General features: G+C 61.1%; 11 protein-coding genes and 1 pseudogene. 3 read left to right on the top strand and 9 right to left on the bottom strand.

The annotated features are described in order from the left end of the window. Positions 1 to 13: 13 nt before the first annotated feature. Both ACTG27_RS09105 and ACTG27_RS09110 read left to right on the top strand, forming a co-directional pair. Positions 14 to 760 (top strand): DeoR family transcriptional regulator, encoded by a 747-nt coding sequence (locus tag ACTG27_RS09105; protein ID WP_439979527.1) that lies wholly within the window; start codon positions 14 to 16, stop codon positions 758 to 760. Positions 761 to 887: 127 nt separating this feature from the next. Continuing rightward, the gene (locus tag ACTG27_RS09110) at positions 888 to 2,738 is read left to right on the top strand and encodes an extracellular solute-binding protein (protein ID WP_439979528.1); all 1,851 of its coding nucleotides are present in this window, start codon (positions 888 to 890) and stop codon (positions 2,736 to 2,738) included. A 94-nt stretch (positions 2,739 to 2,832) separates the two neighbouring features. Here ACTG27_RS09110 and ACTG27_RS09115 read toward each other — a convergent pair whose 3' ends face one another. Both ACTG27_RS09115 and ACTG27_RS09120 read right to left on the bottom strand, forming a co-directional pair. Beyond that, the gene (locus tag ACTG27_RS09115; RefSeq protein WP_005334204.1) at positions 2,833 to 3,225 is read right to left on the bottom strand and encodes a DUF2750 domain-containing protein; all 393 of its coding nucleotides are present in this window, start codon (positions 3,223 to 3,225) and stop codon (positions 2,833 to 2,835) included. 159 nt (positions 3,226 to 3,384) lie between these two features. Next, a complete protein-coding gene (locus tag ACTG27_RS09120; protein ID WP_439979529.1) occupies positions 3,385 to 3,933 on the bottom strand; it encodes a hypothetical protein in 549 nt (182 codons plus the stop codon). Between the two features lie 245 nt (positions 3,934 to 4,178). Here ACTG27_RS09120 and ACTG27_RS09125 point away from each other — a divergent pair, with 245 nt between their 5' ends. Beyond that, a complete protein-coding gene (locus ACTG27_RS09125; RefSeq protein WP_005334209.1) occupies positions 4,179 to 4,427 on the top strand; it encodes a TIGR02647 family protein in 249 nt (82 codons plus the stop codon). Here ACTG27_RS09125 and ACTG27_RS09130 read toward each other — a convergent pair. From ACTG27_RS09130 to ACTG27_RS09160, 7 genes and pseudogenes are all read right to left on the bottom strand, one after another. Next, a complete protein-coding gene (locus ACTG27_RS09130) occupies positions 4,414 to 4,719 on the bottom strand; it encodes a hypothetical protein (protein WP_416244833.1) in 306 nt (101 codons plus the stop codon). The two genes, ACTG27_RS09125 and ACTG27_RS09130, sit on opposite strands and share 14 nt — an antisense overlap. A gap of 90 nt (positions 4,720 to 4,809) precedes the next feature. Then, positions 4,810 to 5,019: a cold-shock protein gene (locus ACTG27_RS09135; protein WP_005302803.1), complete on the bottom strand. Its 210-nt coding sequence runs from the start codon at positions 5,017 to 5,019 to the stop codon at positions 4,810 to 4,812. Positions 5,020 to 5,227: 208 nt separating this feature from the next. Then, positions 5,228 to 6,327, bottom strand: a pseudogene (locus tag ACTG27_RS09140) (dihydrolipoamide acetyltransferase family protein). Beyond that, entirely contained in the window at positions 6,324 to 7,310 is a 987-nt protein-coding gene (locus ACTG27_RS09145; protein WP_111899683.1) for an alpha-ketoacid dehydrogenase subunit beta, read from the bottom strand. Before ACTG27_RS09145 ends, ACTG27_RS09140 begins: the two are co-directional and overlap by 4 nt. Then, positions 7,303 to 8,391 carry a pyruvate dehydrogenase (acetyl-transferring) E1 component subunit alpha gene (gene pdhA, locus ACTG27_RS09150; RefSeq protein ID WP_021231078.1) on the bottom strand — a complete coding sequence of 363 codons (1,089 nt, stop codon included), beginning with the start codon at positions 8,389 to 8,391 and terminating at the stop codon, positions 7,303 to 7,305. Before pdhA ends, ACTG27_RS09145 begins: the two co-directional genes overlap by 8 nt. A gap of 285 nt (positions 8,392 to 8,676) precedes the next feature. Beyond that, a complete protein-coding gene (locus ACTG27_RS09155) occupies positions 8,677 to 9,546 on the bottom strand; it encodes a hypothetical protein (RefSeq protein ID WP_150995962.1) in 870 nt (289 codons plus the stop codon). Next, positions 9,543 to 13,532 carry an amino acid adenylation domain-containing protein gene (locus tag ACTG27_RS09160; protein ID WP_439979530.1) on the bottom strand — a complete coding sequence of 1,330 codons (3,990 nt, stop codon included), beginning with the start codon at positions 13,530 to 13,532 and terminating at the stop codon, positions 9,543 to 9,545. The genes ACTG27_RS09155 and ACTG27_RS09160 overlap by 4 nt, the downstream gene beginning before the upstream one ends. Between the last annotated feature and the right edge of the window lie 39 nt (positions 13,533 to 13,571).

Below are 13,571 nucleotides of genomic sequence, written 5' to 3' on the forward strand. Positions count from 1 at the left end.
ATGTGAGCGCACCATGAATCCACGCCACCAACTGATCCTCACTCTGGTCCATCAGGCTCGCAAGATGAGCGTGAGTGAACTCTCCCGACATACCGGCGTGTCTGAGGTGACGGTGCGCAACGACCTCACCGCGCTGGAGAAGCAGGGGCTGCTCAGACGGGTACACGGCTCGGCCATGGCGCTGGAAACCGATGACCCGGATGCCCGGATGAACATCAATTACCTGCTCAAGGAGCGCCTCGCCGAGCGGGCCGCCCAGCTGGTGGAAGATGGCGAGACGGTCTTTATCGAAGGGGGCAGCGCCAACGCCATGCTGGCGCGCCATCTGGCCCTGCACAAACGGGTCACCATCATCACCATCAGCAGCTATATCGCCCATCAGCTCAAAGATACCCCGGCTCAGGTGGTGCTGCTCGGCGGGCTGTTCCAGCATCAGAGCGAAAGCGTGGTGGGGCCGCTCACGCGCCTCTGCATCGAGCAGGTGCACTTCTCCAAGGCCTTTATCGGGGTCGACGGTTTTCATCCCGAGATGGGGTTCACCGGCCGCGACATGATGCGGGCCGACGTGGTCAACAGCGTGCTGGCCAAGGGGATGACCAATGTGGTCATCACCGACAGCAGCAAGTTCGGCGCCATCCACCCGAGCCAGCTTGGCGCGCCGGGCCAGATCAACGTGCTGGTTACCGACGATGCCCTGCCCGCCCCCATGCGGGCAGCCATCGCGGCCAAGGGGATCACCCTGCACTGCGTTGCGGCCTAGGCCGCCCGCTAATTCACGCTATTTCATTGACCTGACAGGATAAAATTTCCATGATGAGCCAGTCCCCATCGGGACTGACATCACCAGTGTGTGATCTGCAGGAAGCAGACTTCAGGAGAGCAAGGACATGCCATCGACCATCACCGCCGGGGAGCGCCGACTCTCCCCTATCATTCGCGCCACCGCCATCACCCTGACCCTGTGCTGGAGCCCGTTTGGCTGGAGTGCCACGCTGCCCGCCGACTTGAAGTGGGAGAGCAACAACCAGGATCCTCTCTATGCCGATCCGGCCGCCAAACGCGGCGGCACCTTTCGCACCTTTATGACCAGCTTCCCCCTGACCCTGCGCAAATATGGCCCCGACTCCAACGGCGGCTTTGCCGGTTACGTGCGGGAAACCAACCTGCCACTGCTGAGCACTCATCCCGTCACCGGCAACCCCATGCCGATGCTGGCAAACGAGTGGGCCTTCGGCGCCGACAACAAGACCCTCTATTTTCGCATCAATCCCAAGGCGCGCTGGTCAGACGGCCAGCCGGTCACCGCCGATGACTGGCTATTTACCCTCAAGATGATGCGCAGCAAGGAGATCAACGACCCCTGGTACAACAACTACTACAGCACCCAGATAGCAGACATTACCAAGTTTGATGATCACACCCTGGCCATCACCAGCGGCACCGAAAAGAGCCGCCAGGATCTGCTCGAATCACTGCCCATCAGCCCGGAGCCGAGCCACGCCATCAAGCTCACCGCCAACTGGGTCAAGGAGTACAACTGGAAGGTGTTGCCGGTCACCGGCCCCTATCAGATCGATCAGGTGAAAAAGGGCAAATCGGTCACCTTCAAAAGGATTGAAAACTGGTGGGGGGATGACGAGCGCTACTTCCAGCATCGCTTCAATCCTGCACGGATCGAGATCAAGGTGCTCAGGGATCTGAACATCGCCTGGCAGCACTTCCTGCGCGGCGATCTCGACACCTTCCCGCTGGTGATGCCCAACTGGTGGCACGACAAGACCAAAACCGCCGAGTTCGAGAAGGGTTATATCGCGCGTACCTGGTTCTACAACCAGACCCCGCAATCGCCAATGGGGCTCTATCTCAACACCGCCGATCCGCTGCTGAATAATCTCGATATGCGGCTCGGGATCCAGCATGCCCTCAACCTCGACAAGATGCTCACCACCCTGCTGCGGGGGGATTACCAGCGACTCAACAGTTATGGCTCAGGTCAGGGTGAGTTTACCAACAGCGAGATCAAGGCCCGTCCGTTCGATCCCAAACTGGCGCGGGAATACTTTGCCAAGGCAGGCTTTAACAAAGTGGGGCCGCAGGGGATTTTGCAAAACGACAAGGGGCAGTCACTGACCCTCGCCATCACCTACACCACCGCAGAGCATGCCCAGCGGCTCACGCTGTTGCGGGAAGAGGCCAAGAAGGCGGGGCTTAATCTGGAGCTAAACCTGATGGATGCCTCGGCCGGGTTCAAATCGATGCTGGAGAAAAAGCACCAAAGTGCCTGGATGGCCTGGGCGGGCAGCCGCTATCCCGCCTATTGGGAGTTCTTCCACAAGGTCAACGCCAACAAACCCCAGACCAACAACATCATGAACATCGATGACGACGCCATCACAGCCTTGGTGGAGCAGTATGACAAGGAGTTCGACTTTGCCAAAAAGGCGGCCCTGTCACGGCAGATCCAGCAGCGGCTCTATGAACTGGCCAGCTTCGTGCCTGCGTATCAGGTGCCCTACACCCGGGAAGGCGCATGGCGCTGGATCAAACTGCCAAAAGTACCTGCAACCCCCAAGAGCGAGCAACTTTACTGGCCCCTCGGTGGCGACAACAGCGGTTACAGCTATGGCGGTCTGCTATGGATTGATGAAGAGCTAAAATCCGAGACCAGGGCAGCCATCAAGAGTGGCAAGATCTTCCCGGCCGAGCCCATCATCGACACCACTTATCGCCAGCCCTGATTGCATCAGCCCATCGGCAAAAGTCCTTAAAACAAAAGACCCCGCCAGATAGCGGGGTCTTTGTTGGCAACCGGTGTTGCGAATAGCTCGGTGATCAGCCGCGTTTGGCCTGCTTCTCGGCAATGGCGTCAGCCACGTCAGCCGGCTCCAGTACGATGCCTTCCTGATCCGGGGTCGGGAACACGGCAACACACAGCTCGTCCTGCTCCATACCGTCAACCCAGCGCTCCAGCCACACCTTCAGGGTGATGGACTGCGGCTTGCAATCGGCCCACTCGCCTTCAGCCCACGCCTTGGCGTACTCCGGGTGCGGCCATACGGGGATGCAATCTTCATCGTCGGTGGTCAGCATCATGACGCCATGCTCGTCAGTCAGGACGAACAGCTCTTCATGCTCGACCAGCTTGCTGATGAAGTGATCGTAACGGTAATCAGCGTTCAGTTGCAGCGCGGCATTGCGCTCGGTGTCGCTCAGTTCATAGCTCATTGGCCAAGTCTCTCTCTCGATAAAGGGCGCCATGTTCACATCTTGTCGTCAGCTTGTCCAGCTTGCAGCCCCTTGGCACCGGATGGGGAGGACAATGACGCCAATAAGGATAGAGCAGCCTCCTCGATAGCGAGACCGCCAGCCATCATATTGCCCCTTTTACAGCGCAGGGGTGATCAGCTCCACATCAGGCTGCTCGCTCAGCTTTTGCCGCAGCCAGTAGGCGGACTCCACTTCGACAAAGCAGAGCAGATCCCGGCCATTGGCCGCCATCGCCATCAGCTGCTCAAAACGCAGCTGTTGTTGCTGCTCCCAGGCGGCTGCGAGTTTGACACCGTGGGCCTCATCCACCACTTCGCGACGCAGCTCGAACAGGTTATCGGTGATCGGGCTGTTGATCTTGGCGGCGGTGTGCCAGTACATCAGCAGGTTATCCATCATCTCGCTGTCGTAGTTGGCCAGTGCATCCAGCTCTGGCGTATCACCGCTGTCGCTGGCGGCAAAATCACACCAGCCCGCATCGAGTGACGCCAGCTCATGAGCCCCCTTGGCATGCTTGCGCAACAGTGCAATGTCGGCCCCCTTGCGTGCAGGCAACCACACCTCGCCCTGATGGACATCCAGCAGGGACGTCAACGAAGCAGCGGGGTAAACCGGAAAGCGGGTACAAAGTGAATGCAGCAGGGATACCAGAGTGATCTTGACCATGAGCGATACCTTGAACAGGGCGAACAGCCACCAATAGACCGTCCGATATAAAGAAGTGCCCTATCCTACCACGTTTGGTCCGGCTCGGCCCTTGGCGAAGCTGTCAGCCAACCATCTGATTACGCCGAAAAAAACAGCATTTGAAACGCAGCATCCAGTCAAAGGTCAATAATTTGAGCCAGCGCCCACTAAAGTGGATCTGAGGATGCTAGTTTGCATACATCTTTAGCGTAAGGAGTAAATCCATGATTGGGATCGACCAGGTTTCTAACGAATTCGTGAACGATTTGAAAATACTGGCATGCTTTGATCCGGCCAACATGAGCCTGGGGATTAAATTACGCAGCGATATGTCTGAAGAGTTGTGCCAGGCGGCAGCCCGTCTGCATCAACAGGGGCTCATCAGCGCAGAAGATGGCGGCTATCTCACCCCGTTTGGCATGACCATGGTTGAACACCTGCAACATCTGCTGGTCGCACTCAAACCGCTTTGAGCGGCTGTGGTGCCCAGAGTGAAAAGTTGAGTAGCTCCCAGCGCTCCCCTTGGTGAAGATGACAGGCAAACAGCAAAGGACCTTCGGGTCCTTTTACTTTGCCATCCACCAGCCACTCCCCCTCCCTTTCAGGTACCAGTCGCGCATTTACCTCATCGGGTTGCAGCGCCGCGCCCACCCGGACCTGGACAAATTGCTGGCAGATCACCTGCGCTTCCATCGCGGATTGAACCGGTACCGGCGCATCGGACGTCGAATTCAAGGTGGCAGCAAGCAGGAGCGATAGCAGCATGATTCAGCACATGGGAGTCAGTAGCAGAAGCCAGATAAACAAAAAGCCGTGGCACCAGAGGTACCACGGCTTTCTTAAATTCTGTAAGAATTACAGAGCGGTTACGTTCTCAGCCTGCGGGCCTTTCTGACCTTGGGTCACAGAGAACTGTACGCGCTGACCTTCAGCCAGGGTACGGAAACCGTTACCTTGAATGGCGCTGAAGTGAACGAAAACGTCCGGGCCGTTTTCTTGCTGGATGAAGCCAAAACCTTTGGTTTCGTTGAAAAACTTAACGGTACCGGTGATCATGTTAGACATATCTTTTAAACCTGTATTCAAAATAATTACTTATGCTTTTCAGCGGGTAAAGCTCAAAAAACGGGATTAACTTATGAACAACAGGACAAGATGTGAAACATCGTATTCATTGACATAACTATCGCCCTTTCAAGCTGGTTTGGATTATACGTGGCTTTGTAGATTACGCAAACAAATTTGTGCCCTGCCAACGGCAGGGCACAATCCGTTATAAGGTGGCCGCTTCCAACGCTTCGACCAGCGCTCTGAGAAAACGAGCCGCCTCGCCGCCGGTGCAGGCTCTGTGGTCAAATGTCATCGACAGCGGCAATGCCCTGACGGGACGCGCTTCACCATGTATGAACACCACTTTTTCGAACAGTTTGCCTGCTCCTATGATGGCTACCTGCGGCGGCGTGACGATAGGGCTGGCATAACGGCCTGCGATGGCACCGAAGTTGGTGAGCGTAATGGTCGCCCCCTGCAACATCTCGCGCGGCACGGCGCGTGCCTTCACATCGGCGATCATCCGATCCAGCCCCTGCCGGATATCAGCCCCCTCCCGCTCGGCCACGTTCTCCATCACCGGCACATAGAGGCCATGCTTTGAATCCACCGCGATGGCCACATTGACCTCTTTGAACAGCCGCCGTGACAGGGTGTCGCCATCAAACCAGGCATTCATCGAGGGCTCGGCGCGGCACGCCACGCCAATGGCCTTGATAAGGCGCACCGTCACATCCTCATCAGGCCGCCAGTGACGCAAATCCACCTCATCGGTGATGCTGACCGGCACCACAGTCTGATGAGAGAGCTCCATCGCCTTGGCCATGGCCCGCCGTGACCCTTTGAGGAATTCGTTGCCACTGCTCTGCTGGGCCTCGAATGCCTGCTGCACATCCAGCTCAGTCACCATGCCGCCGCTGCCACTTCCCTTGAGCCGGTCGATTTCCAGACCCAGCTTCTGCGCCAGCAGGCGCACGGCAGGCATGGCTTGCACCAGCGATCCCCCCGGGGCAATGGCCCCCACCACGAAGTGATCCTCGATATGTTGCTGATGGGCGCTCACCTTGCCCACCACAGTGCCATCATCCTCCCCCCCTCGAACTCCACCAGCGGCGCACCGATATGGAGGATATCCCCTTCGGCGCCGCAGAGACGGGCAATCACCCCGGCCACCGGAGAGGGCACATCCACCAGCGCCTTGGCCGTTTCCACCGACAAGAGCACCTGATCGACCGCGACGGTATCACCGGCACTCACCTTCCACTCGACGATCTCGGCTTCGGCCAACCCTTCACCCAGATCCGGTAATTTGAAAAATTTCATAGCCACTGGTTCTCCATCAGCTGGTGAGCGGCATCGGCGATATCCTGCTCGGTGATGAGGTAATACGCCTCGTTGCGATAGTAGGGGACGGCGGCATCCACCCCGGTCAACCGTTTGGGTGGCGCCTTGAGGCTGGGAAGTGCCTGCTCGGTCACCCGCGCCACAATTTCGGCCCCGGCCCCGAAGCTGCCACACGCTTCGTGTACCACCAGCAAGCGGCCGGTCTTGCGCACCGAGGTGAGGATGGTCTCCATATCCAGCGGCTTGATGGTGGCCAGATCCAGCACCTCGCACTGGATATCCTGCTCGGCCAACAGGTTCGCCGCCCGCATCACCTCCTGAATGCAGGCTCCCCAGGCCACTACTGTGATATCCCGGCCCGGGCGCAGGGTGAAACAGACGTCCAGCGGCAAGCCGACACCATCATCCACCACCTCGGATTTCATCGAGCGATAGATGCGATCCGGTTCGAAAAACATCACGGGATCCGGATCGCGGATGGCCGAGAGCAGCAAACCATAAGCGCGCCTCGGGCTGGAGGGGATCACCACCCGTAGCCCCGGAATATGGGCAAACAGCGCCTCGACGCTCTCGCTGTGATGTTCAGGCGAATGAATGCCCGCGCCATACGGGGAGCGATAGACGAGGGGACAGGAGAGGCGGCCACGGGTGCGGTTTCGCATCCGCGCCGCCTGACAGATGATCTGCTCCATCCCGGGGAAGATGAAGCCCTGAAACTGGAACTCAGCCACCGGCTTGAGCCCCTGGGTGGCCATGCCGACCGCCACCCCGGCGATCAGCCCCTCGGCCAGCGGCGTGTCGATCACCCGCTTGAAACCGAACTTGTCGCGCAGGCCCACGGTGGCGCGAAACACCCCGCCGTTGACCCCCACATCCTCGCCCAGTACCACCACATCCGGGTCGTGCTCCATCTCGTAGTGAAGAGCCATGTTGACCGCTTCCAGCAAACTGATCTCACTCATGGCCAACCTCCTGCTTCATCCCCTTGGCAATCACTCGCTCGCGCTGGGGCAAGAGTTCGGCGGGCAGGCTGGCGTAGTGATAATCGAGCATCGCCTCCGGCGGCTGGGGCGCCATCGCCTCATAACGGGCGACAGCCTGTTCGACCTCTCGGGTAGCCTCCGCCAGCAGGCTCTGCTCCTGTTCTTCATCCCACCAGCCCTGGCTGTGCATAAACTGGCGCAGCCGCTTGACCGGCTCTTTCGCCCAGGCGGCCTCGACCTCGGCCCCATCGCGATATCGAGTGGCATCGTCGGCCGTGGTGTGATCGCCGAGGCGATAACTGACCGCCTCGATCAGGGTCGGCCCCTTGCCGCTGCGAGCCCGTTCGACGGCACTGCGGGCGGCATCGTAGACCGCCACCACATCGTTGCCATCCACCTGCAGGCTGCGCACCCCTGCACCAATCCCCTTTTGGGCCAGCGTAGGAGCGCTCGATTGCAGCTTGCGTGGCACCGAGATGGCCCACTGGTTGTTGTTGACGATGATGACCATCGGCAGGTGCCAGACACCGGCGCAGTTCAGCCCCTCCAGAAAATCCCCCTTGGAGGTGCCACCGTCGCCGATAGTGACTACGGCGACACGCGGTTGATTACGCAGTTTGAAGGCTGAGGCAATACCGCAGGCGTGGGTGATCTGGGTAGCGATGGGGACGCAGATGGGGAGATCTTCTGAGGGAGTCCCATCGGGTTTGAGAAAATAACTGCCCCGCTCGTCACCACCCCAATATTGCAGGTTTTTCTCCATCGGCACGCCCCGCACATAGAGGGTGGGCATGTCCCGATAGTAGGGAACGTAGACATCCTGCGGCTGCATGGCGAGACCAATGCCAATCCCCACGGCTTCTGCGCCGAGATGGGAGGGAAAAGTACCGAGTTTGCCGGTTCGTTGCAGCGCAATCGCTTTTTTGTCATAGCTGCGCACCATCACCATATTGCGGTAGAAGGTGTGCAGTATCGCCTTGTCCAGCCAGGTCGGTAAGGTGGCGACCGGGCACCCTTCCGCATCGAGGTAACGAAGGAAAGGGATGTCGACATGGGTCATAACTGGCTCCTTGCCGTTGTGAGCGTCACCGATGCTGGTGACACCTAGATGTAAATACCTTGTTAAATAAAAAGCAAAGAGATTTACTCAGGTAAGACCAGTAGAAACTTCTTTAAAGTAGCGAAGGAGTTGAATTTTCGGCGATGAGTGGCAAGGTATGCCGTAAATGGTGCAACTTTGCAGCGCTGAATGCAGGATGCCAAATATTGAAAAGGGGTGCCTGGCTCCCCCATTGAGTTGTTTCAGTTAACTGTTACTTCTGTCAGTGGTTACTCCAACCAGCAGTTACGCCAGCCACTGTTGTAGCTGGCGGGCCATGCCAACTGGCAGCAATTGAGCGCGACTCAACAAGCGGCTGCGCCAGGGCTCGGCCTGCAAGGTGGGGCAAATTCGCATCTCCCGTCCCCGGTCAGCCACGCGCACCAACCGATCGATGAGGGTCTCCAGCGGCGGATGCACCGGCCAGTGAGGATAGAGGTCAGCAGTTGTGATATCGGCCAACTCGCACACCCGCTCCTCTTTCTCATCTCCCTTCTCATCAGCCATTGGCCAGGGGTGAAGCACCTGTAGCCAACCCGGCCGTGCTGCCTCCAGCAACTGGCCCAGCGTCGGCTGCGCAAAGTGGGGATCTCCTGCGACTTTGAGCAGATGACGCGCCCCCGCCAGCACCACCACGCCGCGGGCGGGAAGTGCAAGAAGATAGTCGGCCAGCGCCTGATCCCGCCCCCTGTTGTGCTGCTGCCACAGCTCCGGGCTCATCTCCTGCCACTCGAATAAGGGCTCGCAGAGATGCACCCGCAGCCGCACATGTTCAGGGCGCACCAGATTGCTCTGGCGCAGAGTGGTGAAGAGAGCAGGAAACTCGGGGGCCATCCAGGCAGGAAAGGCGCAGGAGTCGAGCCAGACCGGATAGAGTCGTGCCAGCGTCAGCGGCTCCCCCTGCCAGCTTTCCTCCCCCGCCAGCCAGGCATCGAGCAAGCCCTGATGGCGGCGATTGCCGCACTCCAGCACCAGATCGGTCATGACTCCCCAGAGCACCGGATCACACAGCCAGGCGTGTTGGCGCCGGATAAAATCCGGGTGCCAGTGCGGCTCCCCCAGCCCCACCAGCTTGCCCGCCTGCAAGGCTTCCCGGATGGCGGCAACAGGGGTCATGCGTCCCCTTCCTGCCGGATGTGCGGCTGTTGCCCGACCCCATCGACCCGCTCACAAATAAAAGCGCCGATCTTCGCCAACCAGTCGGGATGCACCATCTCCTGATGCAGACAGGGGAAACGCTCATAGCGGATTTCGCCTTTTGTCAGCGGCTCCCAACCACGTCCATCCAGCCAGGGCTGGCGGGAGGCTGACGCCTCGATAAAGATCACCTCCCCGTGGTAGCAGTAGTCGACCGGCTCACGGATCAGCCGGTTGTTGTGGCCCACCAGCTCAATCATGGCGCTCACCACCTGCTCGTCGAGCATGGCTAGCGCACTCCCCTCTGCCCCCAGTCGGGCCACCACGTCGTCGCGAGTGAGGGAGTCGAGCGCATCGTCCGCAACCGCAATGCCTCCCATCCGCAGCAATGCATCGAGCATCCGCTGCTCGTCGGGTAACGGCTGGGTTTGCCACTGCTGGCAGGGGTAGGCGTCGAGCAGCAGCACCATGGCCACCTCCTGTCCCTGCTCTTGCAGCATGGCGGCCATCCGGTGCACCAGCATGCCCCCGAGAGACCAGCCGAGCAGCCAGTAGGGCCCCTCGCTCTGCTGACGACGCAGCTCGGTCACATAGTCGAGGGCCAGCTCGTCGAAGCTGGCAGGCTGCGGGGCATCCGGCTGACAGAGCGCCCGCGCCTGCAGGGCATAGACCGCCATGTCGGCCGGCAGATGGGGCACCAGTGGCGCATAACACCAGCCGAGCCCCCCTGCGGGATGGACGCAAAAGAGGGTGGGGCCTGATACGCCGGACTGCGAACCGGGCGCCCGCAGGGGCAACAGCATGGGCATCGCCTCCCGCTCGCCGCCAAGACGGCGCGCAAGCTGGGCGGGGCTCGGCGCTTCGAACAGGCTGGCCAGAGTGAGATCCTGTCCGATTGATTCCTCAATACGCACCACCAGCTGCGCCGCCAGCAGGGAGTGGCCACCGAGGGCAAAGAAGTTATCGTCGGCGCCGACCCGCGCCAGCCCCAGAACCTCGGCGAAGAGGCGACAGAGCCGCTCCTCCAGCAGGGTTTTCGGCAGCGACTGACCCACTGCCGACGCCATATCGGGCAGAGGCAACCCCTTGCGATCCAGCTTGCCATTGGGGGTAAGCGGCAGCTCAGCCAGGTTTACCAGGAGCCCCGGCACCATGTAGTCAGGCAAGGCAGCGCCAAGGGTGGGTACCAACTCGGCCAGCGTCAACTCGCTGCTATCTGCGGCCACCACATAGGCCACCAGACGGCGATCGCCGGGGGAAAATTCGGGGGCCAGCACCACCGCCTGCGCCACCCGGGGATGGCGCAGCAGCACCTGCTCGATCTCCTCCAGTTCGATGCGTTGACCACGGATCTTCACCTGAAAATCGAGGCGCCCCAGATACTCGATGGCGCCATCCTCGCGCCAGGCGGCCAGATCGCCACTGCGATAGAGCCGTCCCGCCCCGAAGGGGTTGGCAATAAAGCGCTCGGCGGTGAGCTCGGGCTGGCCAAAGTAGCCCTCCGCCACCTGTACGCCGCCGATCCAGAGCTCCCCCGCCACACCGGGGGGCACCGGCTGCAACCAGGGGTCGAGAATGTGGATGCTGGTATTCCAGACCGGATAGCCGATGGGCACGCTGGTCACCGCCTCGTCTGCCCGGCAGGGATACCAGGTGACATCCACCGCCGCCTCGGTCGGGCCATAGAGGTTGTGCAGGGGGGCTGAAAATACCCCATACCAGCGCTGCACTAGATCCGCGGGCAGCGCCTCACCGGAGCAGAAGACCTGCCGCAGGGCGCGGCAACGCGCAGGCTCGGCCTGAGTGACAAAGACCTGCAGCATGGAGGGGACAAAGTGCAAGGTGGTGATCCCGGCCTGCTCAATCAGCTCGGCAAGGTAGGCGGGATCCTTGTGGCCGCCCGGTTTGGCGAGCACCAGCCGCGCCCCGGTCATAAAGGGCCAGAAAAACTCCCAGATGGAGACATCGAAACCGGCCGGGGTCTTTTGCAGCACCCGATCCGCCGGGCCGATGGGATACATGTGCTGCATCCAGAGCAGCCGGTTGACGATGGCGCCATGGCTCACCACCACCCCTTTGGGCCGACCGGTCGAACCTGATGTGTAAATGATGTAGGCCGCATCTTCCGGCCTGGGGGCTGGCAGCTCACAAGGTGCTATCGCCGCCACGTCTATCGTCGCCAGCTGCTCTGCCACACCGGGGGCATCGAGGCAGACAAGTGGCGCGGCCACATCGAGCGGCATACTCAAGGTGCGACTGGTCAGCACCAGCGCAGGGTCGCTGCTGGCGAGAATGTAGCCGATCCGCTCCGCCGGATAGTCCGGATCAACGGGTACATAGACGGCCCCCACCGACATGATGGCCTGCTGGGCGAGAATAAGCTCGGGAGAGCGCGGGATCACCACAGCCACCTGGCAACCGGGGCCCACGCCCCTCCCCGCCAGATAGCAGGCCAGCTGGCGGGTACGCTGGCGCAGCTCGGCCACACTCCAGCGTTCGGCGCCACACTCCAGCGCGATGGCACTCTGATCCGCGGCCGCCAGCCCCCCGGCCAGCAGTGCACTCAGGGTGGTGGTCGGCAACGGATGGTCGGTTTGGTTCCAGCGCGCCAGCTCAGCCTGCTCGCAGGGCAGCAGCAGCGGCAAACGCACTGCCAGGGCCTCGTCACCCGCCTCACTCCAGGCCGCCAGATAAGCTACCAGCCGGGCCAGATGACGTTCACTCTCCTGTTGGCTGAAGCGCCCCTGATGTGCTTCTAGGGTCAGGGTCATCGCGCCAGCCTCCTCGGCAAAGTAGAAGGCGCACTCCTCCACCGGCCCCGCCGCCAGCACCTGCACCTCGCCACGAACCTGGTTGTGCCCTTCACCAACGCTGAGGGTACGGGCAAAGGGCATCAAATTGACCTGAGGACCAAACAGCGGCTGGCCCGGCTGGCGCTGTTGCAACCACTCCTGACGGCAGCCCTGATGACGGCGCAGGGCGGCAAATTGCCGCTCGACCTGTACCAGCAACTCCCCTACCTGGCTGGTGCCGCTCAGCTCGATGGGCAGGGGCACCACATTGACCTTCATGCAGGGGGTATCGGCCGCCGCTGAGCCCAGCCGCCCCATCAGCGGAATACCCAGCACCACCTCGCCAGCGCCGCTCATCCGCTGCACATAGCTGGCCACCGCCGCCAGCAGCAGGCTGTAGGGGTGGCAGGCCGAGCGAGTCGCCCGCGCCACCAATGCCTGCCACTGGCGGCCAGCCAGCCGCTGCTCAAGACGATATGTGGAACCCGGCCCTTGCGCCGGACGTCGGGAGAGCGACGCCGGGTTCTCCACCCCGGCCAGCTGCTGCAAGAAGAAATCGCGATCCCGCGCGGCGCGCGGTGAGTCCTGATAGGCCGCCTCCTCGGCCAGCAACTCCTGCTGGGTCGCATAACGGCAGGGGGCTGGCTGCTCACCTGCGCAGAGCGCCTCATACCAGCTCGCTACTCGCTGGCAGAGCAGGCTCAGGCCAAAGCCGTCGATGGCGATATGGTGCACGGCGATAAACCAGGCCCACAACCCCTCGCCAAGGCGATAGAGGGTAGTGGCAAACAGCGGCCCCCCGGCCAGATTGAAGGGAACGGCCAGCTGCGCACGCATCTCGGCCTGCGCGGCTGCAAGCGGGTCGGCTTCGCTGCGCAGATCCCGCTCGCTCAGCTGCCAGCAGGCGGGATTGGCCACCATCTGCGGGCCATCGGCAGTGGCCACAAAGGCGCAGTGCAGACCGGGGATCTCGTCGATGGTCTGGCGCACCGCGCGGGTGAAGTGATGGGGAGCCAGCGCCCCCTCCAGCAGCCAGTACTCGCCGGTATTGCAGGCGGGGCTCTGTGGATATTTATGCTGGGCAAACCAGATGCCTGCCTGAGCTGTGGTTAGCGGCCAGCGCGGCTGCTCACCACGCTGGTGAGTGGCGCGCATCGCCATTGTCTGTTCCATGGGAATGTCCTTGCGCAAACATCGAGCGAGCAGTGACTT

Source organism: Aeromonas sp. 97A (assembly GCF_051919185.1).
Lineage (GTDB): Bacteria > Pseudomonadota > Gammaproteobacteria > Enterobacterales > Aeromonadaceae > Aeromonas > Aeromonas veronii.